The organism is Burkholderia sp. DN3021 (genome assembly GCF_049805555.1).
Taxonomy (GTDB): Bacteria; Pseudomonadota; Gammaproteobacteria; order Burkholderiales; family Burkholderiaceae; genus Burkholderia; species Burkholderia pyrrocinia_C.
In genome coordinates, this window is record NZ_JBNCAB010000095.1 from 1 (window position 1) to 26940 (window position 26940).

The following is a 26940-nucleotide window of genomic DNA, read 5'->3' on the forward strand; positions in this document are numbered from 1 at the left end:
CGATAACTGCGCCAGTCTCCACACCAGAAACGTTGAGTGCACCGACGTTCGTGATGTGGTCGGTCGAGTTGCTACCGGAATCGCTCGTGAGCGCGACACCGGGCGCGGCGGCCGAGGTATCGAGCGTAAAGCTGAACGAGGTCGGGTCAGACGTGTTGCCCGCGACATCGGTCTGCCGAACCTGCACGTCGTTCACGCCTTCGACGGCGTTGAAGCTGGTGTTCCAGGTATGACCACCATCTATCGAATATTCGACGGTGGCGCCAGTTTCAATGCCGGTAAGATTCAGCGTGCCGATATTGGTGACGTGGTCGGTGGCGCTGCTGCCGGAGTCGGTGGTCAGAGCGACACCAGGCGCGGCGGCCGAGGTATCGAGCGTGAAACTGAACGACGTGGCCGACGACGTGTTGCCCGCGATGTCGATCTCTCGAACCTGCACGTTGTTCACGCCTTGGACGGCGCTGAAGCTGGTACTCCAATGTGCACCGCTGTCGATGCTGTACTGAACGGTTGCGCCGGTTTCGATGCCTGAGAGATTCAACGTACCAATGTTGGTGATGTGGTCGGTGGCGTTGCTGCCGGAGTCGGTGGTCAACGTAACACCCGGCGACGCGGCCGAGGTATCGAGCGTGAAGCTGAGCGATGTAGCTGACGATGTGTTGCCGGCCACGTCGATCTGGCGGACTTGAACGTTGTTCACGCCTTCAACGGCACTGAAGCTTGTGTTCCAATGCGCGCCGTTGTCGACGCTGTACTGAACGGTTGCGCCGGTTTCGATGCCCGAGAGGTTCAGCGTGCCGACGTTGGTGATGTGATCAGTAGCGCTGCTGCCGGAATCGGTGGTCAGCGCAACACCCGGCGCAGCAGCCGAGGTATCGAGCGTGAAGCTGAGCGACGTTGCCGACGACGTGTTGCCCGCCACATCGATCTGCCGAACTTGCACGTTGTTCACGCCTTGGACGGCGCTGAAGCTGGTACTCCAATGCGCACCGCTGTCGATGCTGTACTGAACGGTGGCGCCGGTTTCGGTGCCCGAGAGGTTCAGCGTGCCGACGTTGGTGATGTGATCAGTAGCGCTGCTGCCGGAATCGGTGGTCAACGTAACACCCGGCGACGCGGCCGAGGTATCGAGCGTGAAGCTGAGCGATGTAGCTGACGATGTGTTGCCGGCCACGTCGATCTGGCGGACTTGAACGTTGTTCACGCCTTCAACGGCACTGAAGCTTGTGTTCCAATGCGCGCCGTTGTCGACGCTGTACTGAACGGTTGCGCCGGTTTCGATGCCCGAGAGGTTCAGCGTGCCGACGTTGGTGATGTGATCAGTAGCGCTGCTGCCGGAATCGGTGGTCAGCGCAACACCCGGCGCAGCAGCCGAGGTATCGAGCGTGAAGCTGAGAGATGTAGCTGACGATATGTTGCCCGCCACATCGATCTGCCGAACTTGCACGTTGTTCACGCCTTGGACGGCGCTGAAGCTGGTACTCCAATGCGCACCGCTGTCGACGCTGTACTGAACGGTTGCGCCGGCTTCGATGCCAGTGATGTTCAGCGTGCCGACGTTGGTGATGTGATCGGAGGCATTGCTACCGGAGTCGGTAGTCAACGCAACACCCGGCGCCCCAGCCGACGTATCCAGCGTGAAACTGAACGAGGTCGGGGCCGACGCATTACCCGCGACATCGACCTGCCGGACCTGCACATTATTCACGCCTTCGACGGCACTCAAGCTCGTACTCCAATGCGCACCGTTATCAACGCTGTACTGCACGGTAGCACCGGTTTCAATGCCCGAGACATTCAGCGCCCCGACATTCGTGACGTGATCCGTCGCGCTACTGCCCGAATCGACCGCCAGCGCCACCCGAGGCGCCGTCCCGCCAGCCGTATCCAGCGTGAACGAGCACGAAGACACGGCCGACGCATTGCCGGTCACGTCGATCTGCCGCACCAGCACGGTATTCGTTCCTTCGACGGCGCTGAAGCTCGCGTTCCAGTGCGCGCCGTTGTCGGTGCTGTACTGAACGGTCGCGCCGTGCGCCACCGCGCCGACCGACAGCGTACCGTCCGACGTGATGTTGTCGGCGGCCGACATCCCCGTGTCGTGCGCCAGCGCGACGACAGGAGCGGGCGGCGCAATGTCGACATAGGCGGTCGCCCAGCTCAGCGTACCGTTGCCCAGCCGGATCGCGTACGTGAAGCTGTCCTGCGCGTAGCCGAGCGTATTGAAGCTGTTCGACAACCACGATGCGTCGAGATGGCTCGCGTCATACCCGACCTTGCCGTCGGACGTGATCCAGATGTGCGCGCCGTGCGCGCTGAAATCCGTGCTCACCGATTCCACCCGGCCCGTATCCTGCGTCAGCAACGCCGTCTGTTCGAGCGCGACGGTCGTTTCAGTGCCGGAGTCGAGCGAATAGAGCGTCTTGGCCGCGCCGCCGAGATCGTTCGCCATCACGTTCAGGTAGACGGTGGTAAGCGTATTGTCGGTGAGCCCGGTCTGGGCCGACGTAAATACGTCGTTCGTTGCCTGCGGCGTATTGCTGATGGAAACCGCGGTCCCATTTGAAGTCGTCGCCATGTCGTGCTCCCCGTCCTGTCATGTTTTAATGCGGGCGCTGCGCCGCCTGATGCCGCGCATGCCCGACGAACTGCAAACCGGTTCTCGTGTCAACGCTCGCGCAACGCCATTTCCTTGGTCTTGATGACGGGCTTGAGCAGGTAATGCAATACGGTACGGCGCCCGGTGCGGATGTCGACGGTCGCGATCATGCCCGGCACGATCGCGACCGGCTGGCTGCGGCCGCTCGGCTTGTTTTGCCGCGTCCGAACCAGTACGCGGTAATAGCTGTCCGGTTTTTCGCCGGGACGGTCCGGCACGATCGTGTCGGCGCTGATGTCCTCGACGACGGCGGGAAAGCCGCCATAGATCGAGAAGTCGTACGCGGACAGCTTGACCGTCGCGTCCTGCCCCGGATGCAGGAACGCGATGTCCGCCGGCCGCACGCGTGCTTCGATCAACAGCGTGTCGTCGAGCGGCACGATTTCCAGCAAGTCCATCCCCGGCTGGATCACGCCGCCCACGGTGTTGATCTTGATCTGCTTGATCATCCCTTTCAGCGGCGCGCGCACCAGGGTGCGCGTGACGCGATCCTCGAGCGCGACGTTGGCCGCACTCAGCGCCGACTGATCGGCGCGCGCGAGATTCAGTTCCTTCATCGCGTCGGCACGAAAGTGCGCGGTCGTTTCGTCGATCTTCTGGCGCGCCTCGCGATAGGCGGCTTCCAGCCGCGGCATCGCGAGCCGCGTCGCATCGAGGTCGCCCTTCATGTCGGTCGCCTGCCGCTCGAGCCGCAGCACCTCGACGTCCGATACCGCGCCTTTTTCCACCAGCGGGCTCGTCAACGCCAGTTCCTTCGCGACGAGCGCATAGCTGTGTTGCAACTGCACCTCGCGCGAGCGCTTTTCGGCGAGTTCCTGCCGGTGCTGTTCGGCCTGTTGCCTCAGCACGTCGAGATTGGCCTGCAATTCGCGCTGACGCGACTCGAACAGCGAGCGTTCCTCGTCCAGCAGGCCCGGGTTAGCGCGTGCCAGGCGGTCCGGCACGACGAACGCGGCACCGTTCGCTTCGGCGCTCAGCCGCGCGATGCGGGCAAGGAGCGCGGCATCCTTCGCCTGTCCTTCCTTGTACGACGACGTGAACCGTGTATCGTCGATGCGCATCAGCGGCTGGCCTTTCTGGACGACCTGGCCGACGCGCACCATGATCTCCGAGACGATCCCGCCCTCCAGGTTCTGCACCACCTGCACGCGGCTGGACGGAATCACCTTGCCTTCCCCGACGGTGACTTCGTCGACTTCGGCGAACGCGGCCCACAGGAGGGCGATGACGATGAACGCGAGCGTCGCCCAGAGAATCCAGTGAGTGAAGTAGCGCGGCCCCTCCATCGCGGCCGCGCAGCGTTCGCGCATGAACGCGGTATCGTCGGCGCGCGGCTTCAGCGCGGCGCTGATGCGGCCGCGCAGTGCGTTGAGCGCGGCGATGCGTTGCGTCGTCGGCGCGCCGGCGCCGTCGGGTTCAGCCAGCAGCGACATGGAGCTTTCTCCCTGCAAGAGCCGCGAGGACCTGGTCCTTCGGGCCGTCAGCGACGACGCGGCCCTGATCCATCACGATCAGGCGGTCGACGAGCGTGAGCAGCGACGGACGGTGCGTGACCAGCAGCAGCGTGCGGCCGGCGAGCTGGGCCGACAGGCGGGCCTTGAACAGCTCTTCGGAGCGGTTGTCCATCGCGCTGCTCGGCTCGTCGAGCAACAGCACCGGCGGCGACAGCAGCATCGCGCGGGCGATGGCGATGGCCTGGCGCTGCCCGCCGGACAACGCTTCGCCGCGTTCGCCCACCGCGAGGTCGAAGCCGTTCGGCACACGGTTGACGAAGTCCGCGACGCCGGCCACCTGCGCGGCGCGCAACACGGCGTCGTCGTCCGCGCCCGGCGCGCCCAGCACGATGTTGTCGCGCACGGTGCCGTTGAACAGCATCACGTCCTGCGGCACGTGACCGATCCCGCGCCGCAGCGCGGCAGGATCGTACTGACGCAGTTCGACGCCGTCGATCAGCACGTTGCCGGATGAAGGCGGGTAGAGGCCGAGGACGAGTTTTTCGATCGTGGTCTTGCCCGAGCCGACGCGCCCGATGATGCCGACGCGCTCGCCCGCGGCGATGCGGAACGACACGCCTTCGAGCGAGACGCCGCTCTGGCCGGGGTACGCGAAGCTGACGTTACGGAATTCGATCTCGCCGCTGAGCGCCGGCCGATGGACGAAGCGCTGCTCGGCCGGACGCTCGCCGGGCAGGTTCATCACGCCGTCGATCGACGCCAGCGCGCTGCGCGACTGGTGGTAGCGGGTCAGCAGCGACGCGACCTGGCCCATCGGCGCGAGCGCGCGGCCGGTGAAGATCGTGCAGGCGATCAGTCCGCCGGTCGTGAGCCGGTCGTCGCCGATCATGTACACGCCGCACAGGACCACCGCGAGATAGGCCGCCTGCTGCGCGAACATCGCGAAATTGACCGCGCATCCCGACAGCAGGCGCGACTTGAGCCCGAGCCGTGCGATCTCGCCGAGCATCTGCTCCCAGCGCGCCTGCATCGGTCCTTCCGCACCGTTGACCTTGATCGTCTCGAGGCCGACCAGCGTTTCGATCAACAGGGCCTGGCGCTGGCTCGCGTGCCGCTGGCTGGCTTGCACGGCCCGCGCGAGCGGCCCCTGCACGGCCACGCCCGCGCCGATCACGAGCGGCAATGCCAGCAGCGGCAGCCAGCCGAGCCCGCCGCCGACCCAGAACATCGCCACGACGAACACGATCGAAAACGGCAGGTCGATCAGCGCCGCCGCGGTCGCCGACGTGAGGAATTCCCGCACGGCTTCGAATTCCTGGATCTGCGAAGCGAATCCGCCGACGGACGGCGGCCGCGCAGCCATCCGGATGCCGAGTACTTTCTCGTACAGGTTTGCCGACAGGATCACGTCGATCTTCTTGCCGGCCACGTCGATGAAATAGCCGCGCAACGTGCGCATCACCACGTCGAACACGATCACGAGCGCGATGCCGGCCGCCAGCGCCCACAGCGTCTCGAGCGCCCGGTTCGGCACGACGCGATCGTAGACGTTCATCGTGAACAGCGGCATCGCCAGCGCGAAAAGATTGACCAGCGTCGACGCGAGCATCACTTCCGCATAGATCGGCCACGATTGCGCGACCACGCCCCAGAACCAGTGGCGCGGGCGCGGCACGACGCTTTCCGTGTCGCGTGCATCGAATCGGTGGGCCGGGCGCGCGAACAGCACGTGGCCGGCGTGGCGTTGCGCGAGTTCGGCCGGGTCGACGGCTTCCTCGCCGATACCGGTTTCAGGAAGGATCACCTGCATGGTGCCGTCCGCATTGCGGCGAACCAGCACGCAGGCCTGGCCGTCGTTGAGCAGCAGCACCGCGGGCAGGACCGCATCCGGGATGTCGGGCAACGCGCGCCGGGCCAGTTTGGCCGACAGACCGGCGCGCGCCGCGGCCCGCACGAACAGGGCCGGGGTGAGGCGCCGGCCGGCGAGCGGCAGGCCGGCCACGAGCGTGTCGACGCCCACCGGCCGGTCGAACAGCCGCGTCAGCACGAGCAGGCAGCCGAGCAACGGATCGTCTTCGATACCCGATCCGTGCGGCAGATTCCAGCCGTGCGCGGCGCTCGGCTCCCCGCTCGCGGCAGCGGCTTGTGTAGCGGCGGCCTGCATTACAGCACGCTGCCGGGCTGGTGACGGTCCGACCGATGCGGCAGTCCGTCGCGCGCGCACATTGCCGCCGTCAAGCGCTCCGTCTTGTTCATACCTCACCCCGATTGTGTGTGTGCTGTTCGTCGCTTGTGCGACTGCTTGTGACTGCTTGTGTTTGCGTCGGAGCAACAGCAAGGAGCGGGCCAGATGCAGCGACTGGCGCGCCTGGTGGGGCGGAGGCGGGCATGCGCCGACCGACGGCGGTATTCGAATGCCGGTTTGGTTTCAGGGCTGATACGTTGCGCCTGCGCGAGCGCCGTGCGATTTCGTGCCGACGCAGCGACAACGGCGCACCGGAGAAGGCCCGCACGCTACGCGGATCCGGAAACGCCGTCGGCACGGGGCCGGATCCGGTATCGAAAATGTTGCAGTCGTGAAACGCTTCGGTTTCAGGGGCGTATCGGCGGGGTACACATCGGGTCGCTGACCCGTCCGTCGGTTCAACGCCCGGCCGCGGTCAATCCACGATCTTGAACACCCGGTTCTTCTCGATCATGCCGGCTTTCGGCAGTGTGCCGTCGTCTTCGGCCTCGGCCTCGGGGCGCAGATGCCGTTCGTCGAACGTCGGCCCCGTATAGCGGCTGCGCGGCCGGATCACGTTGCCCACGCGCAGTTGTTCGATACAGTGGGCCAACAGCCCGACGCTGCGCGCGATCGAGAACAGCCCGAACGCCGCGTCGCGCGGCAACCGAAGCTGCACCGACAGCATCGCGAGCGCGACGATCGAGCCGCGCGACCAGATGGGTTTTACCGCGCTCGATAACGTCGCCGCGGTGCTTGGCGGAAGGGCGGCGCCGAACGCGCTTTGACGGGTAACGCCAGAGTGTGACGCGCAGCTCGCGGGGAGCATCCCCGCCGCTGGCGTGACGCAGCATCGGGGCTTCCGATGACCGGAGGCACCCGGCTGTTAGCACGGCGTTACACGTCAGCATCATTTTTCCGTTGATGTCGTGGCGCGCCTGCCGAGGTCCGGCACATGCCGGTAGCGACCCTCGAGCCGTCTATCAATTCCAGCTGGTTTGGGAAATCAATCGGCCGCATCGTCCCATCCGAACATTGCCCTTGCGATCAGGCGCTCAGGACAGCGACTGGAGTTGACCCTGTAATTCCGGACACAGCGTCACACTAAGGATTGCTGAATCTGGTTCGGAGCCAGATTGCCGATTGCTTCACTTGTGTTTGCTCTGAGCAACTGCGGCTCGCAAGGCGAGCAGATAGCTCTCGACCCCAAAGCCGCAGATTTGCCCATCGACGATCTCGGCGAATACCGAGTGATGTCGGAACGGTTCCCGGGCGTGAATGTTGGACATGTGCAATTCCACGACCGGGCAGATGAGAATAGCCAGCGCATCGCGTATGCCGTAGCTGTAGTGTGTCCACGCCCCGGCGTTGATCAGCACGGCGTCACAGCGCTCCTCGAAGGCTCGGTGAATGCGCTCGCACATTGCCCCTTCGCTGTTCGTCTGGAATGATTCCACCTGCACGCCAAGCTCGGCGCCGAGAGCCTGCAGCCGGGCATCGATTTCGGCCAGAGTGATCGTTCCGTACTGCACCGGGTCGCGCTTGCCAAACATATTGTGGTTGATACCGTGAAGCATCAGGACCTTTTTCATTCGTCACTCCGTTGCACGTTCAATCCAGCGGCACCGTGAGCCGGTCGATCACGGCACGGGTCTGGGGCCGCACGCCTCGCCACCAGTCGAATGCTTCCGCCGCCTGCTCCACCAGCATGCCGACACCGTCCGCGACACCCAGCACGCCCGCATTGCGCGCGAGTCTCAGGAAGGGCGTCAATCGCTTGCCATAGGCGAGTTCGTAAGCCGTGCCTGAAGGACTGAAAACGCTCGGTGGGACCGGAGGCAGATCGCCGGTAAGGCTGGCCGACGTCGCGTTGACCACCAGGTCGAACTGTCCCATCGCCTCGAGGTCGCCGTACCCGCAAGCGGCAAGCGGACCGCTCGTAGCGACTTGTTCGACCAGCGCCCGAACCTTGGCAATGTCCCGGTTAGCGACGACCAGTTCAGCAGGTCGCGCGGCAAGGAATGGCAGCAATGCACCACGCACCGCCCCACCGGCGCCGAGGATCAGCACGCGCCTGCCGGCCATCGGCAGGTTCAGGTTGACCTCGATGTCGCGCACCAGACCAACACCGTCAAAATTCTCAGCGACGATCCGGCCGTCGCTGAAGCTCAGCGCATTGGCGGCACCGGCCAGTGCCGCGCGTTCGCTGCGTTCGTCGGCCATCGCGAACGCCTTCAGCTTGAACGGCGCGGTCACGTTCATGCCTTTGCCGCCCGCTGCGATGAACGCGCGCACGGTCGCGGCGAACGCGTCCTGCGGCTCCAACGGTCCTTCAATTGCCGTATAAGACATGTCCTGCCGTGTCTCCTGCGCGAAGAGACCGTGGATCAGTGGGGATTTCGTATGGCCGATCGGGTTGCCGATCACCGCGTACTGGTCAGTCATCATGGCCTCACTTTTGAATACAGCACACCTTCAGTCTGCATCGCGTCGATCTCGGCAGCGCCGAAACCCAGCGATTGCGCCACTTCGGCGTTGTGCTGACCGAGATCGGGAGCGACCTCGCGGATCGTCGTGTCGCAGTCGGAGAAGCGGAACGGCAGGTTCGGCAGGCGCAACTTGCCGTAGCGCGGGTGCTCCTGCTCGACCACCATGCCGCGCGCCACGATCTGCGGATCGACAAGCACTTCGTCGATGCGCTGCACCTTCGCACAAGGCACATCGATGCCATCCAACAGCTCGAGCACCTGCGCGACCGGTCGGCTTGCCACCCAGGGCTTCACGACGGACAGAATGTCCAACCGGTTCGCGTTGCGTCCCGCGAGGGTGTGATAGCGCGTGTCAGTGCCGAAACCGGCCGGTCCTTCATGCGACTCGATCAGGGCGGCGAAGCGCTTCCACGCGTCGTCCACCTGGGCCGCGATGACGAGGTCGCCGTCGGCGGCACGAAACACGCCATAGAGTGTCGACGTGGGCATGTCGTGACCGGTCTGCTCGGGCACGGTGCCTTGCATCGTGTAGCACTGCACGGCGTACTCGTGCATCGACACCAGCGTGTCGTACAGCGCCATGTCGATGTGCTGGCCGCGGCCGCTCTTCACGCGACCGAGCAGCGCGGCATTGATCGCCGCCACCGCGTGAATACCGGTGTACATGTCGCCGAGCGAAATGCGCATCAGCGGGGGCGGCTCGCCGGGAGTGCCGATCATCTGCATGATGCCGCTCTTCGCTTCGGCAATCAGACCGAAACCGGCGCGATGCGCGTCAGGTCCCGTATGGCCGTAGGCCGAAATTGAGCAGTAGACCAGTTTCGGATTGCGTGCGGACAGTTCGTCATAACCAAGCCCGAGTTTGTTCAGCGCACCCGGCCGATAGTTCTCGACGAACACATCCGCCGAATCGCACAGCCGCTGCATGAACTCCTTCCCACGCGGGTCGCGCATGTTGACGCTGACACCACGCTTGCCCATGTTGAGCTGCAGAAAATAGCCGCTCTGTTCGTCGTCGAGCACCGTGGCGTGCTGACGACCCGCATCGCCGCTGCCGGGACGCTCGACCTTGATGACTTCGGCGCCGAGCGCCGCGAGACAACGCCCAACATACGGACCGGCCAGAAAATGGCTGTAGTCGACGACGCGAATACCTTCGAGAGGACGTGCTTGCATCAGAATGCTCCCGGTCGGCGCGGCACCATCAGACGATGCTCGCCATGCTGGACGACGTGGCCGTCCTGATTGATCAGCTCTGACGGCAGCACGACGATGCCCCAGTCGGGACGGCTCTTGCTCGCGCGCATCGTGCCGACGCGGAACTTGACGTGCAGCACGTCGTTGACCTTGATGGGCAAGTTGAAATCCCACGTCCAGCCGAGCGACATGCCCGGCAGGAAGCGGTAGTCGCTCTGGGTCTTGAGCCCATCGGCGATAGACAGGCCAAACAGACCATGTGCAACGATCGAACCGAAGTGGCTCGCGTTCGCGTATTCCTCGTCCACATGAACCGGTGTGTGATCGCCTGTCAGGTCTGCGTAGGCCAGAATGCGTTCCTTCGTTACCGTGTAGTTCGGGCTCACGCACTCGTCGCCCTCGCGGGCATCGTCCCAATATTTATCGACGATCGTCATCTCAAACCTCCGAGCGTGGATTGATGTCCAGTGCCCGCGCCACGCACGATGCGGGCTTTGCCTGGATCAGTTCGACGGCGAGGCCGTCCGGGAGGCGCAACCAGTTGCGTCCCTGCGGCATTTCGCTGACGTCATACTTTTGCGCGGCAGCCAGCGCGGCCTCCAGGTCTTCACACATCACGCCCAGGTGCCCGAGGCGACCTTCAGGCGCGTCATGCTGGGGGTTATGGATGAACTGCAAACCGCCGAGCGTCCAGTACTGTCGTGGTTCCTCGACGGTGCCGTCGACCTCGCGCATCGTCATGCCGAGAACGTCTTCGAAAAAGCGGATGTGCCAGTGGATGTCCTTCACCCAGATGGCGACATGCTCCAGATAAGCCTTGCTGCCGTTCATGCGGTTGTCTCCCTGTGTTGTCGGTCGGCCATCGCGCGCTCGATGCCCTTGATGCACGCGACCAGCGTCGCGTTGACGGGCGTCGGCACGCCGTGCCGTTGTCCCCAGCGCACGACCGCGCCGTTGATAAAGTCGATTTCGGTGATGGAGCCTTTTTCGAGGCTTTGCAGCATCGAGGTCTTGAAGGCTGACGAAAGTCCTTCGCCTGCCAGGTTCCACGGGCGTTCAGGATCGGTTGTCGAGAGCGTGACACCCGCGGCGTGGGCGACCGCGATCGCTTCGGCGACCGCCGCGAGCGCGGCCGCTTTCAGAAGCGGTTCGTCGTAAAGCTGGCCGTAGGTCAGGCCCGTGGCGCCCGTCAGCGCGCCGGTTGCGACATTGACCAGCAGCTTGTCCCACATCGTGCCGACGATGTTGTCGCTGACGGTGGTGGCCAGTCCGGCGGCATTGAAGGTTTCGGCGATCGCCGTCACGCGGGAGGTTATCCGGCCATCGAGTTCGCCGATATAGGTCGTCTTGCCAGCGACGCCTGACTCGATGTGCCCTGGATTGCGCATCACGCCGCCGACGTACGTCTTGCCGGCCAGTACGCGCTCGCGCCCGACGATGTCGGCGAGCACGTCTTCGTGCCCAAGGCCATTCTGCAGCGACAGGACCAGCGTGTCGGGTCCGATCAGGTCCAGCGCGCCGCGCATCGCTGCATCGGTATGAAATGACTTGACCAGCACGACCACCAGATCGGCGGCGCCGGCTTCGTCGGCACGCGTCGTCGCGTTTACCTTCACACGACGCGAGCCATTCGCGTCGTCCACGCACAGACCATCGCGCCGCATGGCCTCCACATGTGCCACCGAGCGGTTCAGCAGCCAGACTTCGTTGCCGCCTTCGGTCAGCGCCGCGCCGATGGCACAGCCCAGAGCACCCGCACCTAAAATCGCAATCTTCACTGCCGTCTCCTTGATCTGGAGACCAAGATACGATTCGGCACTCATGTCCGCAATGCAATGGATACAATGACATCATTGCACCAGACAATATTGCTATGAACCCGGCAGAACTCCCCGATCTGAAGCTGCTGCAGCTCTTCGATCTTCTCTACGATGTCCGCAGTGTCACGCGCGTCGCGGAGCAGCTCGGACAGAGTCAGCCGACGGTCAGCATCTGGCTCGGGCGTTTGCGGGAGCATCTGCAAGACCCGCTGTTCATACGTACGCCTGGCGGCATGGCGCCGACGCCGCAAGCCGATGCGCTGATCGGTCCGTGCCGGGAGATTCTCGAATCACTGCGGCGCTTCGCGGCGTGGGAGATTGCATTCGACCCCACCACCGCAAAGCGGCGGTTCCGCATCTGCATGACCGACGCGAGCCACATCACGCTGCTTCCGCGCATGCTGGCGCACGTGCGCGCGCAGGCGCCGGGGATCCGTCTCGAAGCGGCCAGAATCGACGGCAATACCGAACGCGCGCTGGAATCGGGTGAGGCAGACCTTGCGATCGGTCACGTGCCCTGGCTCGGCGGCGGCATTTACCAGCAGCAGTTGTACACGCAGGACTGGGTGTGTCTGATGAATAAGCATCATCCGCGCGGGCGCGGAAAGCTCGGGCTCAAGCAGTACCGCGCGGAAGGCCACGTCGCCATCTCGGCAGGGACCGGGGCGCAACTGCTGGAGCAGGCGCTTGTGCGCGAACACGTTGAGCGGGACGTCGTACTCGAGCTACCGGGTTTTCTCGGGCTCGGGGCCATCATCAAGAGCACCGACCTGATTGCCACGCTGCCGCGGCATATCGGCGAGACGCTGGCGAAGGTGAATGACCTGTCGGTGCATCCGTGTCCGATACCGGTGGCGGGATTTGCGGTGCGGCAGCACTGGCACGCCCGCTATCACCACGAAGCAGGAAATCGCTGGCTGCGCGATCTGGTCGCTCAGCTTTTCAGCAGTCTGCGCTGACGTTTCACGCGACGTCGACCATCTGATCGTCAGTTCTATCCCCGGGAACAGCCGTTCAGTTGACGTAGCATCGAATGGTCGCAGAGGGTGGCTAAGCGACATCCACAGAAATCCGCGAACAAAAAAAGGCCCTCACGGGCCTCTCGTCGACGAAGCGGCAGCCGCTTACCGCGTCAGCTCGGTAAAACCATCCAGCAACCGGTCGACATCGGCCGCTTCGATCGCGCCCATCGTCGAGATGCGGAACAGCTCCTTCGACAGCCCGCCTTGCCCCGCATAAATCACGAAGCCGCGAGCCTTCAGGCCGTCGTGCAGCGTCTCGTACGTGACGCCCTGCGGCAGCCGGTACGCGCGCAGCACGACCGACGACGCACCTTCCGGCAGCACCAGCGGCATTCCGCGCGCGGCGAGGCCGGCCTGTGCCCGGTCGGCGAGCGCCTTGTAACGCGCATGGCGCGCGCGCCAGCCGCCGGCTTCGTCGAACTCGCGCAGCGCCTCGACGAGCGCGTAGTACGCGTGCACCGACGGCGTGAACGGCGTGTTGCGCTGGTCCTGCAGCTTCGCGAGACGGCCGAGGTCGAGGTAGTACGTGCGGCTCGCCGCCTTCGCGAGCGCGCTGCGGCGCACGATCACGAACGCCGCGCCCGGCACGCCGTGCAGGCACTTGTTCGCGGTCGCGGCAACCGCGTCGATGTCGCCGCCGGCGAAGTCGATCGCTTCCGCGCCGAAGCTGCTGACGCCGTCGACGAGCAGCCTCACGCCGCGCGAACGGCAGACTTCGGCGATCGCGGCGAGGTCGTTCAGGCGGCCCGTCGTCGTTTCGTGATGGATCACCGCAACGTGCGAGTAGCCGCCCGCGTCGAGGCGCGCGGCGATCTGCGCGAGATCGGGCGCCTGCATCCATTCATGCTTCAGCACGTCGTGCGCGATCCCGTACTGCGTCGCGATCTGCGCGATCCGCTCGCCGTACACGCCGTTCTCGATCACGAGCAGCTTGCCGTCCTGCGGCACGAGCGCCGCGATCATGCTCTCGACGGCGGCCGTGCCCGAGCCCGTCATCAGCACGGCGGCCCATTCGGCCGGATCGAGTTCGTAGGCGGCGACGAGGCGCGCACGCGCTTCGTCCTGCAGATCGAAGAATTCGCTTTCGCGATGGCACAGGTCGGGTTGCAGCAGGCTGCGGCGCACGCGTTCGCTCAGCGTTACCGGGCCGGGGTTCAGCAGCAGCATCAAAGGGCTCCTTCAGCGTGGGCTTCGGCCTGCGCGGCGCCGATATGCCGCATCAGACGGGTCTTGACCTCGACCGGCGTGACGGTCGGGCGGGGCAGGCCGTCGGGCACGCCGGTGCGGATCGCAACGCGCACGAACTGTGCTCCGTCGCCCGGCGCAGCCAGCGTTGCATCGAGCACGTCGAGCGTGTCGCCTTCGATCGCCGACGCATAGCCGCATGCGGCCGCGACGCCCGCGAACGATACATGCTGAGACACGGTCGCCTGGCCGCCCGTCGATTCGTGCGCGCCGTTGTCGAGCAGCACGTGCGTGAGGTTGGCCGGGCCGTAGGTGCCGAGCGTCGCGAACACGCCCATCCGCATCAGCGCAGCGCCGTCGCCGTCGACGGCCACCACGCGCAGGTCGGGGCGCGCGAGCGCGAGGCCGAGCGCGAGCGGCGTCACGCAGCCCATCGAGCCGACCATGTACAGCTGGTTCGGGCGATCGTCGATGGCGTAGAGTTCGCGGCCGCAGAAACCGGTCGACGCGAGCACGACGGTCGAATCGACCGGCGTGTGCGCGATCACGCGCTGCAGCGCGTCGTGACGGGTCGGCCATGCGTCGGCCGACACGGCGCGCGACGACGCTTGCGCGGCGACATGCGCGCGCGGCTTCGCCGCCGGGTTCGCCTTCAGTTCATACGGCGCGACGCTGCCTTTCTGCATCACGAGCGCGTACGGGCGGCCCGTCGCGTCCATGTGCGCGATCGCGCGATCGAGCGCCGGGCCGACCTGTTCGGGGTCGGTCGGGAACGTCTCCCACGGGATCTCCATCGTGTCCAGCATCGCGGGCGTGATCGGGCCCATCAGCGCGTGCTGCGGCTCGTCGGCGACGCCCGGCTGGCCGCGCCACGTGACGATCAGCAGTTGCGGCAGGCGGAACGTCCAGGTCAGCGACGTCAGCGGGCTCACCGCGTTGCCGAGCCCCGAGTTCTGCATCATCGAGATTCCGCGCTTGCCGCCGAGCGTCGCGCCCGCGATCAGCGCGACCGCGTCGCCTTCGTTCGCGGCCGACACGTAGTGCAGCGTCGGGTCCTGCAGCACGTAGTTGATGAACGGCGTCAGGTACGAGCAGGGCACGCCCGCGTACCAGTCGAAGCCGCGTTCGCGCGCGGCCTCGACGAACTGGGCCGCTTCGATCATTGCGCGCCCCCGTTGCCGGCGCCCGGTTCGGACAGCGGCGTCTGGCCGTGCGCGAAGTCGCCCGCGCGGCGGAAGTCTTCGAGATCGTTGACGCCGCGCCAGTGGCCGTGCACGTACTGCACCTCGATCTTCTCGCCGGCGGCGATCAGTTCGTTGAGCAGCATCGGGATGTCGAGCGTGTCGAAATCGTCGCGCGCCTGCAGCGTCGCGAGCATCGCCTTCAGGCGATCGACGCCGGCGCCGCGCACGTTCAGCAGGCCGATCCAGCGGCCGTGCGGCGTGCCTGTGGCGACGTCGCTCGATACACGTTGCAGATACGTCTTCTGGCCGAACAGGCCGCGATCGTCCGCCGCCGAGCAGAGCGCGAAGTCGCGCACGCTCTGGTTGGTCGGCTCCGTCAGCGACGAATCGACGACGACGCTGAATTCGGCTTCGCTCTCCGCGAGGTCGCGCAGGATGTAGCTGCGGAACAGCAGGTCGCCGTACGAGATCACGGTGTCGCCCGTCAGGCGTTCCGCCGCGCATGCGAGCGACGCGAGTTCGCCAGTCTGCGCATGGCGCTCGTTGACGACGAGCTTGATGCCCGACGTGTCGATCGCGTCGGCGCGATAGCCGCCGACCACGGTGATGTCGTTCACGCCTTGCTTCTTGAAGCCGTCGACGAGCCAGCGCAGCAGCGGCTTGCCGGCGACCGGCAGCATGACCTTGGGTTTGTCTTCGGTGACGGCTTCGAGCCCCTTGCCGCGGCTCGCGGCGAGCACGACCGCCGCATTCGACGCGCGCGACGACGACGACAGGTAGATGCGCTCGGCCGCCGAATATTCGTCGGCGTCCTGCAGGCGGAAGATCTCGTTGACCGACGCGACGCGGTCTTCGACGTTGATCAGCGTTTCGTTCTCGTGGATCTCGCGCGCGACGGCCTGCATCGCGGAAGCCGATGCGCGGATCAGGTGGTTCGCCCAGATCACGGTGCTGATGCCGGCCTGGCGGAACACGTCGGTCGGCGTGCTGTAGTACTTGGTCGGCACGATCACGAGCGGCGCCTTGCCGCTCCATTCGCGCGCGAACTGCAGGATCTCGTCCGGGCGCGACAGCTTGCTGTGGATCAGGATCGCGTCGGCGCCGGCTTCCGCATACGCGTTCGCGCGGCGCAGTGCCTCGTCCATCCCCCAGCCCGCGATCAGTGCCTCGACGCGCGCGACGATCGAGAAGTCCGGATCGGTCTGCGAATCCTTGCCGGCCTTGATCTTGCCGCAGAACTCGTCGATCTCGGCGAGCGGCTGGCGCTCGCCGTCGATGAAGCTGTTCGTCTTCGGGAATTGCTTGTCCTCGATGCAGACGCCGGCGATGCCGCGCTGTTCGAGCTTCTTCACGAGGCGGCGCACGTTGTTGAAGTTGCCGTAGCCGGTGTCGCCGTCGAGCAGGATCGGCAGGTCGCTCGCGTCGGCCATGAACTCGAGCACGTCGACGACCTGCGTCCAGCTGGCCTCGTTGTTGTCGCGCACGCCGAACTGCGCGGAGATCGCGAGGCCCGATGCCCAGATCCCCTTGAAGCCGGCCTCGCGGACGATCCGCGCGGACAGGCCGTTGTGCGCTTCCATCAGGAATTCGAGGTCGCTGCTGACGAGCATGCGGCGCAGGCGCGCGCTGCGCGATTCGGTGAAGTTGGGTTCGCGTGCGTTCATCGTGCGGCTCCTGCGGTGGTGCGTTGAATCAGGGGAAGGATTTCTTGGGTGGCGCGTGCAACGTCGTTCGGGAAGTCGATCTCGATCCACGGCGAGCCGGTGACGTCGGCGACGTCGAACGAATGGCCGCCTTCGAGCAGCAGGTCGCGCACGGCTTCTTCGTGCGGCATGTTCGAGCGGCCGCTGTCGACGTAACCCGCGACGATCGCCGCGAGGCGGCGCGCGGTGCCTTCGGTGAAGCGGAAGAAGCCGACCGATTCGCCGATCGTGTCGTAGTCGAGGTCGACCGCGAGCTGCTTGCGCAGCTCGACCGGCACGCCGTTCTTCACGCACAGCTTGACGGGTTCGTCGCCGGCCTCGAAGTCGCGGTCGATCAGCAGGCGATCGACCGCCTTGTCGGGATCGGCCACCAGCGCGTGCAGGATGCTCTCGTCATACAGCACGTCGGCGTCCATCAGCAGCACGTCGCCGCCGCGCGTCATCGCATCGGCGACGGTATGCACGGTCAGCACGCTGCCGAGGTCGTAGCGCTCGTTCAGCACGATCTCGGCCTGGCGGCCGAGGCGCTTCAATTCCTGCTCGACCTTCCCGGCCTGGAAGCCGAGCCCGAGCACGATCTCGTCGACGCCGGCGGCATCGAGCACACGCAGATGGCGCTCGAGCAGCGAAACGTCGTCGAAGCGCAGCAGGCACTTCGGGAACTGCGCCTCGGGCGGTTGTTGCAGGCGCAAGCCGAGGCCTGCCGCAAGAATGATGGCTCGCATGGGTTCTCCAACCAAAAAGCCGGCGGATCTGAACGATCAGTCGGCGAGCGGCTGCGGCGCATGGCGCCGCTGCCAGTTTCTTTCACTGAAATGCAGATAGAGCAGGCCGGGCAGGCCGAGCGCGAGTTCGCGCGCGCGCTTTGCGAGCGACAGCGCGAGCGCCGCGTCGGGCGGCAGTCCGACCAGCGGCGCGAGCAGCAGGTAACCGCCTTCCTGCGCGCCGAGCGAGCCCGGGATCGCGAAGGCCGCGCCGCGGATCGCCTGGCCGACGCTTTCGAGCAGCAGCGCGTCGAGCCAGCTCACCGGGTGCCCGAGGAAGTGCAGCGCGAGCCACACTTCCGCGGTGCCGACGATCCAGCCTGCGAGGCTCAATGCGAAGGTCTTCGCGACCCTCGCACGATCGCGGTACAGCGTACCGACCGCGTCGTCGATCGCGTCGGCGCGGGTCGCGAGCGACGACCAGTCGCGCGGGCCCAGCAGCTTCGACGCGAGGCGCAGGCCGCGGCCGAACAGCCCGCGCCGCTGCGCCACGTAGAACAGCGCCGCGAGCGCGCCGAGCACGCCGGTGGCGATCAGCGCGGGCGTGCGCAGGTGCGCGACCGACTCGTGCGTCGCATACAGGCTGAACGCGGCGATGCCGATCAGCGCGAACGCCATCTGCGCGAGCGCCTGCATCGTCGTGCCGACGGTGACGGCGGCCGCCGCGTCGGCCATCCGCGTGCCGCGCTGCGCGAGGTGGCGCACCATCAGCACGGGGCCGCCGATCTGCCCGGCGGGCAGCAGGCTGTTGACCGATTCGCCGACCCAGCGCGCGCGCAGCGCGTTGCCGAGCTCGGCGCCCGGCTGGCCGCGGCGGAACATCACGGAGATCGCGATCGCGTCGATCACGAGCGGCACGACGTGGAACGCCGCGACGAGCGCGAGGCCCCAGCCGGCCGCGAGGAACGTGGACGCGACCGCGCCGACGCCCTGCCATGCAAGGAGTGCGACGAAGAGTGCGGTCCCGAGGGACAGCAGGATCAGGCCGGCGCGTGTCATGACCCGGCCGTGCGCCGCGTGGCCAGTTGCTTGAACACCTGGCGGAAACCGAAATACGCGATCGCGTCCTTCATGTTCGAGATGAAGCGCTTCCACGGCCGCATGCCGGGGTTCGTCACGTATTCGAAAGTCAGCGACACGCGCATCTCGTTCTGGCCGAGCGGCGTGATGCGGTGGCGCAGCTTGTCGCCGTCGAACAGCACGATGCCGCCGTCGGCGATCTGCACGGAGCCCGGTTCGTCGGGCACGTCCGGGTTGCGCGTGTGCAGTTCGTAGTCGAGCCGGCACGACGATTCGTCGATCACGCCGATCAGCAGCGTGTAGCGGCGGCCGTCGTAATACGACGTGTCGTAGTGCCAGCCGATGTGGTCGCCGGGCTTCGTGTAGTAATACAGCGCGTACGCGTGCGGATCGTCGTCCGGCGACAGCATCAGCTTGTCGCCCGTGAGCTTCTCGAGAAAGCCGATCAGCGCCTTCGAACGATATAGCTCGGCGATGTACGGCGCCTGCTCGTCGATCGTGTGGCGGCTCACGCTGCCGCCCTGCTTGTGGCCGGGCAGGTAATTGCGGTTCAGGCCGGCCTGCATCGCGCGGGCGGCGGCCGCGAGCTTCGCGTGCGCGTCGGCCGGCAGGAAGGCGTCGAGGTACAGGAACGACCCCTGGCGCGTGTAGTCGCCGCGCAGGCGGTCGAGGTCGAGACGGCCGACGCAGTCGGCCACGGTGCGATCGGGGTCGGACGCGGCCGCGCGCACAGGCGCGGGGCGTGCCGGGCTCAGCACGGAGTCGTCGCGCGTGCTCGGAGTCATTTGGAAGCCTGGATTTCGGTTGAATTCTGCGGGAGGTTGCCGCGCCGGACGATGCGCCACCAGTCGATCACGACCCATGCGGCAAACAGCGGGGCGCCGATCGACGCCGCGAGCAGGAACGGCTCGACGCCGTCGACGAGCGTCACGATCGGCAGCAGGTACAGCACGTCTTCGGTTTCGAAGCCGCCGGCGAATGCCTGTTTGGTGCCGGCCTTGCCGGCGATCGATTCGATCCGCATGCGCAGGAAGAAGATCAGCGCGACGGCCGCGCCGGCCACCGCGCCGAGCAGCACCGGCGGCGCGGCCATCTGGCCGCCCTGGGCGACGATGCCGAGGCCCATGCTGACGAACAGCGCGATCGTCACGAGCGCATCGGCCGCGAGGTCGTAAAAGTGACCGATCTTGCTGGACTTGCCGCTGATGCGCGCGAGCTCGCCGTCGGTGTGGTCGACGAAGTTCGACAGCACGATCAGGAACGCGCCTGCGTTGCTCCAGCCGAAGCCGCCGTGCGCGAGGCACCAGGCGCCGGCGAGGCCGATCAGCAGACGAAGGGTGGTGAGGTGATTCGGGGTGACCGGCGTATCGACAAGCGGTCGGACGAGCGAGCGCGCGAGCCGCGCATCCCAGGTGCGTGGCAGGGGGGGCTCGGATCGTGTGGCGGTTTTTCTTTGGTCCATCGGCGAAATATATACGGAATTGTAATTTGTTGCTTTTTATTCGATCAATGTCCTGACATACGGGAGTGTTACCGCGTCTAGCGGGGCGCGGCCGGTCGAAAACCGGGCGTGCAAAAGGGGTGTGCAAACGGCGCACAAACGCGGCGGCCGGGCCCGTATTCCAGTGTGGTTCGCATCGCGCGGCTGTCAAGGACGGACGGGCCTCGGAGGCCGTTGCGGCGGTGCTTTTCGCGCATGCCGGCGGACGGCGCGCGGCGCGTGCGACCTTGACATGCGTCAGGCTCGGAAAAGGTGCATCGGGCGACAATTGGCCGCGCTGCATACGTATCGGCAATTGCCGATCGATGCGCAGAAAATTGCAATCGAAATCCGGCGTTTGATTCGCGAGGGTTGTCGATCGGCGACCGGTCATTCGTCCCGATGCTTTCGTGCACCTTTCGTGTGCATCCGGTTCATCGGGGTCGCCTGTCACAGAACGGTCGTTCGATACCCGGCAAATCCGGCAAGGATCTTTTGCATCCGGCGGACATTTCGCGGCGGTCGCCTCTGCGATACTCCGACCGTGCCTGTGGTGCCGGCCGCTCCTTGCGGCCCCAAGGGCTTCATGTCGCTCAGGAGCGCCCCCGCGACATCAACGACAGACCAAAGCGTCAGAAACCAGCCATGTCTTCATCACGCATCCTCGCTCCCGCCCTGCGTTCGCTCGTCCGCACCGCCGACGAAGCCGCCGCGCTGATCCGTCCCGGCATGACCGTCGCCATGAGCGGCTTCACCGGCTCGGGTTATCCGAAGGCCGTGCCGGCCGCGCTTGCCGCCCATATCGACGCGGCGCACGCGCGCGGCGAGGACTTCCGGATCAACGTGCTGACGGGCGCATCCACCGCGCCGGAACTCGACGGCGCGCTCGCCCGCACCAACGGCATCTCGATGCGGCTGCCGTACCAGTCCGACCCGACGCTGCGCGACAAGATCAACAGCGGCGAAGTCGACTACCAGGACGTCCACCTGAGCCACGTCGCGCAATACGCATGGTTCGGGCTGTACGGCGATCTCGACGTCGCGATCGTCGAAGTCGCGGGCATCCGCGAGGACGGGCTGCTGATTCCGTCCGCATCGATCGGCAACAACAAGACGTGGCTCGAACGCGCGAAGCACGTGATCCTCGAGGTCAACTCGCGCCAGCCGCTCGGCCTCGACGGGATGCACGACATCTATTACGGCACCGCGCTGCCGCCGCATCGCAAGCCGATTCCGCTGACGAAGAGCGACGACCGGATCGGCGAGCCGTACCTGCGCTGCCCGGTCGACAAGATCGTCGCGATCGTCGAGACCGACGCGCCCGATCGCAGCAACGCGTTCTCCGCGCCGGACGAAACGTCGAAGCAGATCGCGCTGCAACTGATCGACTTCCTGCGCCACGAAGTCAAGCGCGGCCGCCTGCCGGAGAACCTGCTGCCGCTGCAGTCGGGCGTCGGCAACATCACGAACGCGGTGCTCGCGGAACTCAGCTCGGCCGGCTTCTCGAACCTGACCGCGTACACCGAAGTGATTCAGGACGCCATGCTCGACCTGCTCGACGACGGCACGCTGGGCTTCGCGTCGGCTACCGCGCTGTCGTTGAGCCCGGCCGCCGTGCAGCGCTTCGCAGACGAGATCGCGACGTTCCGCGAGAAGATCGTGCTGCGCCCGCAGGAGATCAGCAACCATCCGGAACTCGTGCGCCGCCTCGGCTGCATCGCGATGAACGGGATGATCGAGGCCGACATCTACGGCAACGTGAACTCGACGCACGTGATGGGCACGAAGATCCAGAACGGCATCGGCGGCTCGGGCGACTTCGCGCGCAACGGCTACCTGTCGTGCTTCATGTCGGCGAGTACCGCGAAGGGCGGCGCGATCTCGCGGATCGTGCCGATGGCGAGCCACGTCGACCATACCGAGCACGACGTCGCGGTGGTCGTCACCGAGCAGGGCCTCGCGGACCTGCGCGGCCTGTCGCCGAAGCAGCGCGCTCGCAAGATCATCGCGACCTGCGCTCACCCCGATTACCGGCCGATGCTCGAGGACTACTTCGAGCGTGCGTCGCGCGAAAGCTTCGGAAAGCACACGCCGCACCTGCTCGCCGAAGCGCTGTCGTGGCACGAGCGCTACGTGCGGACCGGGACGATGAAGGCCTGACGCAGCGCGAAGCCGAGCGCCGCGACGAGCGCCTCGATGCGGATTTCAACGCGGTCCGCGCTTGTCTTTACGGAGTCGGGCGACTATCTTGCAACTTCAAGTTCACTTGAGGTCAAGCATGAGCCGTCTGGACATTGCGGACGTCGCGCGGCGCACGGGGTTGCCCGCGTCGACGCTGCGCTACTACGAGGAAAAGGGGCTGATCGTCCCGACCGGCCGGCACGGGCTGCGGCGGCAATACGACGAGTCGGTGCTGGAGCGCCTGGCGCTGATCGCGCTCGGCCGCGAGGCCGGCTTTTCGCTCGACGACATCCTCGCGATGGTCGGCGCGGACGGCCGGCCCGCGATCGATCGCGCGAAGCTCGACGGCAAGGCTGACGAACTCGATCGCACGATTCGCCGTCTCGGCGCCGTGCGCGATGCGCTGCGGCATGCGGCCGTGTGTCCGGCGCAGAACCATCTCGAATGCCCGTCGTTCCGGAAGCTGCTGCGCATTGCCGCGCATCGTCATCCGGCGCGCCGCACGAAGGCGGACGGCGCGTAAGCGGTTGGCCGGCGCGATGCGGCATTCGACGTCAGCGAAGCTGCCGACGCATGACTCATCCCGCGTAATACACGCGGCACTCCATCTCGCGCCCGCGCACGATGCGCTTGCCGACGAGCGAGCCGAACGTTTCGGTGAAGACGGTGCGCTGGTGTTCGCGCTGCACGGCATCGTAGAAGTAGAGCGAAACCCAGTCCATCGTGTAGCCGGATTCCGGCGTGCGCGCGGCGGCGTGCTGGCACAGCGCCGTGAAATGCCAACCGCCTTTCGTCATGTGCATCACAGGCGGCGGCACATAGTCGTCCGCGTTCATGCGTCGGTGCACGAGCATCGGCAGCACGCCGGCGGCGGCTTTGTGGCGGTACTGGCGATCGATGTAGAGCAGCAGCTCGACGGGCGGCTCCGTGCCGGGGCCGGCGTCCTGGACGTGCCCCTGCCAGCGCCGGCGGCGGCTCAGCACGTCGTCGAGCGCGGTGCGGATGCCGACCGCGCGCCGTGGGCCGACGCCCGCGATCGTTTCGAGCTGGCCGTTGCGGGCCGCGCGTTCGAGCTCCTCGAGCGTGTCGATGTGCAGCGCGTCTTGAATGCGCAGCGCGAGCGCGTGGCCGATGCCCGGCACGGCCTCGAATGCGGATATCCGCTCGGTATCGCCGCGCAGCCGGTCGAGCTGGCGCCAGCGTCCCGTCACCAGCAGTTCGGCGATCGCCTGCGCGACGCCCGTGCCGATGTCGGGCAGCGCGCCCAGCGCGTCGACGCCACCGGCTTCGAACAAGGTGCGGATGTCGCGGTCGAGCGCATCGATCGTGGCGGCCGACGCGCGGTACGCAGCGACCCGGTACGGGTTCGCGCCCTGATCGGCGAGCCACTGCGCGGCCTCGCGCAGGCATGCCGCGATGTGCCGGTTTTCCTCGTACGTTTGGCTGGCGGTCGACTGCATGGCGAGGGACCCGGGGAAGCGCAAACGGAATGGACGCGGCGAGCGATGCGCCGGTCGGCTCTTGACCATTGTCGCGACACGCGACGAACAAAACTTGACGCACGTCAATGGCAAACGTAGCACAGGCGCGAAGCGCGCGGTCGTGCCGCATGTGGGCACGACCGTGCGTCGCGCTTACGCGTCGAGAAACGACTGCGCGTTCTCGGCCTCGGCGGCCGTGCGCAGCGCGGCGAGCGCACGTTTCTCGATCTGCCGCACGCGTTCGCGCGACATGCCGGCGTCCTGCGCGATCGCGTCGTACGTATCGGGCTCGGCGCCGCCGAGGCCGAACCGCCGGCGCAGCACGTCGGCCTCGGCCGGCGTGACCGACCGCAGCAGCGACGTCACGCATTCGCGCATGCGCGTGTCGGCCAGTTGCTCGAACGGGCTGGCCGACGCCTGGTCCTCGATCAGGTCCACGAGGCCGGTGTCCGCGTCGGGCAGCGGCGTGTCGAGCGAGACGGGCTCGGCGGGCAGCGCGAGCACCGCGCGCACCTTGTCCTCGTCGAGCCCGGTTTCGGCCGCGAGTTCGGCAGGCGTCGCCTGGCGGCCGGTGCGCTGGCGAAAGCGCAGCGCATGCCGCCGTACACGCTGGTACTGGTCGCCGACGTGCACCGGCACGCGGATCGTGCGCGACCGATCCGCGACCGCGCGCGCGACCGCCTGGCGGATCCACCAGGTCGCATAGGTCGAGAACTTGAACCCGCGCCGGTATTCGAATTTCTCGATCGCGCGCATCAGGCCGAGGCAGCCGTCCTGCACGAGATCGGACAGGTCGATGCCGCGGTTCATGTACTTGCGCGCGATCGACAGCACGAGCCGCAGGTTCGCCTCGAGCATCGCGCGGGTCGCGCCGTGCACTTTCTGCTGGCCGTCGGCCAGCGCTGCCGCGAGGGCACGCCGGGCGACCGCGTCGAAGCGGGCGGCTTCGCCCGCTGCGGCGTCGTGCGGGGCTGCCGCGAGCGCGCGCACGACGCGGCTTGCGTCGTCGACAGCCGGCGCGACCCACGCGATCGTGCCGAGCAGCGCGGCCACGCGGTTGCGCGCGTCGCGGTATTCGGCCGAACGGCAGCCGTGCGCAAGCAATGCGCCGCGCAGCGCTGACACGGCTGCCTGCAGCGCGTCGTAGCTGGCGGGAATGGGCGTGTCGCCGTCGTCGTCATCGGGCGATCCGGTTGCGCCGGCGGCACCCACCGTTGCACGGTGACGCGCAAGCAGCGCGTCGACCGCCGCCGGACAGCCGGCGAGCGCGTGCAGCACCTGGTGGCGGCCCGTCTCGATTTCGCGGGCGAGCACGATTTCGCCTTCGCGCGTGAGCAGCGGTACTGCCTGCATGCGCCGCATGTAGAGCGCGAGCGGATCGGTCGATGCGCTCGTGCCGCGTGCGAGGTCGCCGAGCACGGCCCGGCCTTCGTCGAGCGTGTCGCGATCGACTTCGACAGGCGCCGTGCCGGCGAACGGCGCAGGCGCGGCCGGCTCGTCGAGCACGGCGATGCCGATGTCGGCGAGCGCGGCGCGCACGACGTCCAGCGCGTCGGGGCTGTCGCTTTCGGGCGGCAGCGCGTCGACGAGGTCGGCGTGCGTCAGATAACCCTGTTCGCCGGCGAGTGCCAGCAACTGGATGATCGGATCGAGCGGCGTGTCCGCCCGGGGAGTGGGGCGTGGCGTAGTCATGTCGATGGCGGCGTGAGCCGCGCTCCTGTCGGGGCGGGCCGAAGTCCGCCGGTTCTCGGCTGCCGGGTGTCCGCGAACGCCCGTCCGCGCCGGTCAGCCTGACATCGTTCAAGTTGAGGGCATTTGCGCCAACTTCAACGCGGGCGCGGCAGAACGGGCAGCATGCGGCATGCCCGCAGGACCGCCCGGCGCAGGAAACAAAAAGTAACCGATCATACCCGCGGAAATCTGCAGGGGACGTAAGCTAGAGTCAGGCGCGCGCCCGGCGGCGGCGCGCGGATTATGCCGGAGCACGAGATGAACCCGATTCCCGCCGCGAGGCCCGCCGTCATCGCGCTGGCCGCGCTGACGCTCGGCGGCTGCTACTACACGAGCCCGTACGGGTATGCGCCTTATTACGCGCCGGCGCCCGCCACGGTAACACAGCGCGAGATCCCGGTTGCACCTGCCGCGCCCGGCGCGGCCCTTTCGCCGGCCCCCGACACGCCGGCCGACGTCGTTGCGCCGGTGCCGGTGTATGTCGCGCCGGCCTATGTGCCGCCGCCGTATCCGTACTACTACCCCGCGTACTACCCGGGCTGGTACGGGCCGCCCGTCACGATCGGCTTCTGGGGCCGTTGGGGCGGCGGATACTGGGGCGGGCGCGGCGGGTACTGGCATCGTCCGTGGGGCGGCGGGCATTGGGGCGGCGGCCACTGGGGCGGCGGCCATCGGCACTGACGGGCGCGCGGCGGGGCCGCGCGGGAGAGCATCATGAGCAACACGATTGTCCGAAGTCTGTGCGTCGTCCTGCTTGGCCTCGCGGCCGCGCCGGGCGTCGCCGATGCGCAGAGCAGCGCCTACACGAACTCGCCGGCCGAGCTGTACGCCGGGCCGGCGCCCGATTATCCGGTGGTCGCGGAGATCCCGCCCGACACGGCGCTGGACGTATTCGGCTGCCTGAGCGACTACTCGTGGTGCGACGTCGCGCTGCCGGGCGTGCGCGGCTGGATCGATGCGCAGTTGCTCGAGTATCCGTACCAGGGCAACTACGTGCCGTTGCTCGAATACGGCGCGATCATCGGGGTCCCGGTGACCGGATTCGCGATCGGCGCGTACTGGGATCGTTATTATCGGCACCGCCCGTGGTACCACGACCGCGATCGTTGGGCGCATCGCGCGGAACCGCGGCTCGGCCCCGGCGGGTTCCCGCCGGGACAGGGCCGTCCGCAGCCGGGCGGGCCGATACAGGCCGCGCCGGGGCAGCATGATGCGCGGCCGTCGGCCACGCGCGGCGGCTGGAACGGTGCGAACCGCATGCCGGCGCCGGCGGCGCCTGCACCTGCACCGATGCAGGCCGCGCCGGGCGGCCCGGCGCCCGCGCCGCATGATGCGCAGCCGTCGGC

General features: G+C 66.9%; 24 protein-coding genes and 1 pseudogene. 6 read left to right on the plus strand and 19 right to left on the minus strand.

Features of this window, described 5'->3' with window-relative positions:
* From ACPUER_RS31055 to ACPUER_RS31065, 3 genes are all read right to left on the minus strand, one after another.
* Positions 1-2365: Ig-like domain-containing protein (locus ACPUER_RS31055; protein ID WP_425132972.1), on the minus strand; the 2365-nt coding region annotated here is incomplete at its 3' end.
* 302 nt (positions 2366-2667) lie between these two features.
* On the minus strand, positions 2668-4092 hold the full coding sequence (locus ACPUER_RS31060) for an HlyD family type I secretion periplasmic adaptor subunit (RefSeq protein WP_425132973.1): 1425 nt from the start codon (positions 4090-4092) through the stop codon (positions 2668-2670).
* Positions 4076-6277: a type I secretion system permease/ATPase gene (locus ACPUER_RS31065; protein WP_425132974.1), complete on the minus strand. Its 2202-nt coding sequence runs from the start codon at positions 6275-6277 to the stop codon at positions 4076-4078. The genes ACPUER_RS31060 and ACPUER_RS31065 overlap by 17 nt, the downstream gene beginning before the upstream one ends.
* 224 nt (positions 6278-6501) lie before the next feature.
* Between ACPUER_RS31065 and ACPUER_RS31070 the strand changes: the two genes are divergently transcribed.
* A complete protein-coding gene (locus ACPUER_RS31070; RefSeq protein ID WP_425132975.1) occupies positions 6502-6693 on the plus strand; it encodes a hypothetical protein in 192 nt (63 codons plus the stop codon).
* 80 nt (positions 6694-6773) lie between these two features.
* Here ACPUER_RS31070 and ACPUER_RS31075 read toward each other — a convergent pair.
* The 7 genes and pseudogenes from ACPUER_RS31075 to ACPUER_RS31105 form a co-directional block, all read right to left on the minus strand.
* Positions 6774-7037 (minus strand): annotated as a pseudogene (locus ACPUER_RS31075) (citrate/2-methylcitrate synthase); the annotation flags it as partial.
* A 448-nt stretch (positions 7038-7485) separates the two neighbouring features.
* Positions 7486-7929 (minus strand): type II 3-dehydroquinate dehydratase, encoded by a 444-nt coding sequence (gene aroQ, locus ACPUER_RS31080; RefSeq protein WP_175958880.1) that lies wholly within the window; start codon positions 7927-7929, stop codon positions 7486-7488.
* 19 nt (positions 7930-7948) lie between these two features.
* The gene (gene aroE / locus ACPUER_RS31085) at positions 7949-8782 is read right to left on the minus strand and encodes a shikimate dehydrogenase (RefSeq protein ID WP_175959207.1); all 834 of its coding nucleotides are present in this window, start codon (positions 8780-8782) and stop codon (positions 7949-7951) included.
* The gene (locus tag ACPUER_RS31090) at positions 8782-10002 is read right to left on the minus strand and encodes a CaiB/BaiF CoA transferase family protein (RefSeq protein WP_425132976.1); all 1221 of its coding nucleotides are present in this window, start codon (positions 10000-10002) and stop codon (positions 8782-8784) included. Before ACPUER_RS31090 ends, aroE begins: the two co-directional genes overlap by 1 nt.
* Positions 10002-10460 carry a MaoC family dehydratase gene (locus tag ACPUER_RS31095; protein ID WP_175958882.1) on the minus strand — a complete coding sequence of 153 codons (459 nt, stop codon included), beginning with the start codon at positions 10458-10460 and terminating at the stop codon, positions 10002-10004. Before ACPUER_RS31095 ends, ACPUER_RS31090 begins: the two co-directional genes overlap by 1 nt.
* A 1-nt stretch (position 10461) precedes the next feature.
* Positions 10462-10854 (minus strand): VOC family protein, encoded by a 393-nt coding sequence (locus ACPUER_RS31100; protein ID WP_425132977.1) that lies wholly within the window; start codon positions 10852-10854, stop codon positions 10462-10464.
* The gene (locus ACPUER_RS31105) at positions 10851-11801 is read right to left on the minus strand and encodes a ketopantoate reductase family protein (RefSeq protein WP_425132983.1); all 951 of its coding nucleotides are present in this window, start codon (positions 11799-11801) and stop codon (positions 10851-10853) included. Before ACPUER_RS31105 ends, ACPUER_RS31100 begins: the two co-directional genes overlap by 4 nt.
* A 95-nt stretch (positions 11802-11896) precedes the next feature.
* On the opposite strand from ACPUER_RS31105, the gene ACPUER_RS31110 reads away from it, so the two are divergent.
* The gene (locus tag ACPUER_RS31110; RefSeq protein WP_175958885.1) at positions 11897-12802 is read left to right on the plus strand and encodes a LysR family transcriptional regulator; all 906 of its coding nucleotides are present in this window, start codon (positions 11897-11899) and stop codon (positions 12800-12802) included.
* Between the two features lie 165 nt (positions 12803-12967).
* Here the strand turns inward: ACPUER_RS31110 and ACPUER_RS31115 are convergent, their stop codons facing one another.
* From ACPUER_RS31115 to ACPUER_RS31145, 7 genes are read right to left on the minus strand one after another with little or no spacing between them, the layout of a single operon-like run.
* Entirely contained in the window at positions 12968-14032 is a 1065-nt protein-coding gene (locus ACPUER_RS31115) for a 2-aminoethylphosphonate aminotransferase (protein WP_425132978.1), read from the minus strand.
* Positions 14032-15213 carry a phosphonopyruvate decarboxylase gene (gene aepY / locus ACPUER_RS31120; RefSeq protein WP_425132979.1) on the minus strand — a complete coding sequence of 394 codons (1182 nt, stop codon included), beginning with the start codon at positions 15211-15213 and terminating at the stop codon, positions 14032-14034. Before aepY ends, ACPUER_RS31115 begins: the two co-directional genes overlap by 1 nt.
* A complete protein-coding gene (aepX, locus tag ACPUER_RS31125; RefSeq protein WP_175958888.1) occupies positions 15210-16898 on the minus strand; it encodes a phosphoenolpyruvate mutase in 1689 nt (562 codons plus the stop codon). The genes aepY and aepX overlap by 4 nt, the downstream gene beginning before the upstream one ends.
* Complete coding sequence (locus ACPUER_RS31130; protein ID WP_175958889.1) at positions 16895-17662, minus strand: NTP transferase domain-containing protein; 768 nt, start codon at positions 17660-17662, stop codon at positions 16895-16897. The genes aepX and ACPUER_RS31130 overlap by 4 nt, the downstream gene beginning before the upstream one ends.
* A 36-nt stretch (positions 17663-17698) precedes the next feature.
* Complete coding sequence (locus ACPUER_RS31135; protein WP_175958890.1) at positions 17699-18700, minus strand: HpnL family protein; 1002 nt, start codon at positions 18698-18700, stop codon at positions 17699-17701.
* The gene (locus ACPUER_RS31140; RefSeq protein ID WP_425132980.1) at positions 18697-19506 is read right to left on the minus strand and encodes a HalD/BesD family halogenase; all 810 of its coding nucleotides are present in this window, start codon (positions 19504-19506) and stop codon (positions 18697-18699) included. Before ACPUER_RS31140 ends, ACPUER_RS31135 begins: the two co-directional genes overlap by 4 nt.
* The gene (locus tag ACPUER_RS31145; RefSeq protein ID WP_072436566.1) at positions 19503-20183 is read right to left on the minus strand and encodes a CDP-alcohol phosphatidyltransferase family protein; all 681 of its coding nucleotides are present in this window, start codon (positions 20181-20183) and stop codon (positions 19503-19505) included. The genes ACPUER_RS31140 and ACPUER_RS31145 overlap by 4 nt, the downstream gene beginning before the upstream one ends.
* A 663-nt stretch (positions 20184-20846) precedes the next feature.
* Between ACPUER_RS31145 and ACPUER_RS31150 the strand changes: the two genes are divergently transcribed.
* Positions 20847-22361 (plus strand): acetyl-CoA hydrolase/transferase family protein, encoded by a 1515-nt coding sequence (locus ACPUER_RS31150; RefSeq protein ID WP_310142785.1) that lies wholly within the window; start codon positions 20847-20849, stop codon positions 22359-22361.
* Between the two features lie 118 nt (positions 22362-22479).
* Positions 22480-22905, plus strand: a complete 426-nt coding sequence (locus ACPUER_RS31155; protein ID WP_175958891.1) for a helix-turn-helix domain-containing protein — start codon at positions 22480-22482, stop codon at positions 22903-22905.
* A gap of 55 nt (positions 22906-22960) precedes the next feature.
* Here ACPUER_RS31155 and ACPUER_RS31160 read toward each other — a convergent pair whose 3' ends face one another.
* Together ACPUER_RS31160 and ACPUER_RS31165 are read right to left on the minus strand one after the other, a co-directional pair.
* Entirely contained in the window at positions 22961-23842 is an 882-nt protein-coding gene (locus ACPUER_RS31160; protein WP_425132981.1) for a helix-hairpin-helix domain-containing protein, read from the minus strand.
* Between the two features lie 174 nt (positions 23843-24016).
* The gene (locus ACPUER_RS31165; RefSeq protein WP_175958893.1) at positions 24017-25555 is read right to left on the minus strand and encodes a sigma-70 family RNA polymerase sigma factor; all 1539 of its coding nucleotides are present in this window, start codon (positions 25553-25555) and stop codon (positions 24017-24019) included.
* A 297-nt stretch (positions 25556-25852) separates the two neighbouring features.
* Between ACPUER_RS31165 and ACPUER_RS31170 the strand changes: the two genes are divergently transcribed.
* The gene (locus ACPUER_RS31170) at positions 25853-26275 is read left to right on the plus strand and encodes a hypothetical protein (RefSeq protein ID WP_072436571.1); all 423 of its coding nucleotides are present in this window, start codon (positions 25853-25855) and stop codon (positions 26273-26275) included.
* 33 nt (positions 26276-26308) lie between these two features.
* The coding region (locus ACPUER_RS31175) for an SH3 domain-containing protein (protein WP_425132982.1) at positions 26309-26940 on the plus strand (632 nt) is incomplete at its 3' end.

What these genes read in the sequence shown, in the direction of transcription:
- ACPUER_RS31070 (WP_425132975.1), top strand. Translation starts at nt 6,502, where the DNA reads ATGCGCCGACCGACGGCGGTATTCGAATGCCGGTTTGGTTTCAGGGCT.
- ACPUER_RS31065 (WP_425132974.1), bottom strand. Translation starts at nt 6,277, where the DNA reads ATGCAGGCCGCCGCTACACAAGCCGCTGCCGCGAGCGGGGAGCCGAGC.
- ACPUER_RS31155 (WP_175958891.1), top strand. Translation starts at nt 22,480, where the DNA reads ATGAGCCGTCTGGACATTGCGGACGTCGCGCGGCGCACGGGGTTGCCC.
- aepY (WP_425132979.1), bottom strand. Translation starts at nt 15,213, where the DNA reads ATGATCGAAGCGGCCCAGTTCGTCGAGGCCGCGCGCGAACGCGGCTTC.
- ACPUER_RS31100 (WP_425132977.1), bottom strand. Translation starts at nt 10,854, where the DNA reads ATGAACGGCAGCAAGGCTTATCTGGAGCATGTCGCCATCTGGGTGAAG.
- ACPUER_RS31165 (WP_175958893.1), bottom strand. Translation starts at nt 25,555, where the DNA reads ATGACTACGCCACGCCCCACTCCCCGGGCGGACACGCCGCTCGATCCG.
- ACPUER_RS31060 (WP_425132973.1), bottom strand. Translation starts at nt 4,092, where the DNA reads ATGTCGCTGCTGGCTGAACCCGACGGCGCCGGCGCGCCGACGACGCAA.
- ACPUER_RS31140 (WP_425132980.1), bottom strand. Translation starts at nt 19,506, where the DNA reads ATGACTCCGAGCACGCGCGACGACTCCGTGCTGAGCCCGGCACGCCCC.
- ACPUER_RS31170 (WP_072436571.1), top strand. Translation starts at nt 25,853, where the DNA reads ATGAACCCGATTCCCGCCGCGAGGCCCGCCGTCATCGCGCTGGCCGCG.
- ACPUER_RS31095 (WP_175958882.1), bottom strand. Translation starts at nt 10,460, where the DNA reads ATGACGATCGTCGATAAATATTGGGACGATGCCCGCGAGGGCGACGAG.
- aroE (WP_175959207.1), bottom strand. Translation starts at nt 8,782, where the DNA reads ATGACTGACCAGTACGCGGTGATCGGCAACCCGATCGGCCATACGAAA.
- ACPUER_RS31145 (WP_072436566.1), bottom strand. Translation starts at nt 20,183, where the DNA reads ATGGACCAAAGAAAAACCGCCACACGATCCGAGCCCCCCCTGCCACGC.
- ACPUER_RS31160 (WP_425132981.1), bottom strand. Translation starts at nt 23,842, where the DNA reads ATGCAGTCGACCGCCAGCCAAACGTACGAGGAAAACCGGCACATCGCG.
- ACPUER_RS31130 (WP_175958889.1), bottom strand. Translation starts at nt 17,662, where the DNA reads ATGCGAGCCATCATTCTTGCGGCAGGCCTCGGCTTGCGCCTGCAACAA.
- ACPUER_RS31090 (WP_425132976.1), bottom strand. Translation starts at nt 10,002, where the DNA reads ATGCAAGCACGTCCTCTCGAAGGTATTCGCGTCGTCGACTACAGCCAT.
- aroQ (WP_175958880.1), bottom strand. Translation starts at nt 7,929, where the DNA reads ATGAAAAAGGTCCTGATGCTTCACGGTATCAACCACAATATGTTTGGC.
- ACPUER_RS31115 (WP_425132978.1), bottom strand. Translation starts at nt 14,032, where the DNA reads ATGCTGCTGCTGAACCCCGGCCCGGTAACGCTGAGCGAACGCGTGCGC.
- ACPUER_RS31150 (WP_310142785.1), top strand. Translation starts at nt 20,847, where the DNA reads ATGTCTTCATCACGCATCCTCGCTCCCGCCCTGCGTTCGCTCGTCCGC.
- ACPUER_RS31110 (WP_175958885.1), top strand. Translation starts at nt 11,897, where the DNA reads ATGAACCCGGCAGAACTCCCCGATCTGAAGCTGCTGCAGCTCTTCGAT.
- aepX (WP_175958888.1), bottom strand. Translation starts at nt 16,898, where the DNA reads ATGAACGCACGCGAACCCAACTTCACCGAATCGCGCAGCGCGCGCCTG.
- ACPUER_RS31135 (WP_175958890.1), bottom strand. Translation starts at nt 18,700, where the DNA reads ATGACACGCGCCGGCCTGATCCTGCTGTCCCTCGGGACCGCACTCTTC.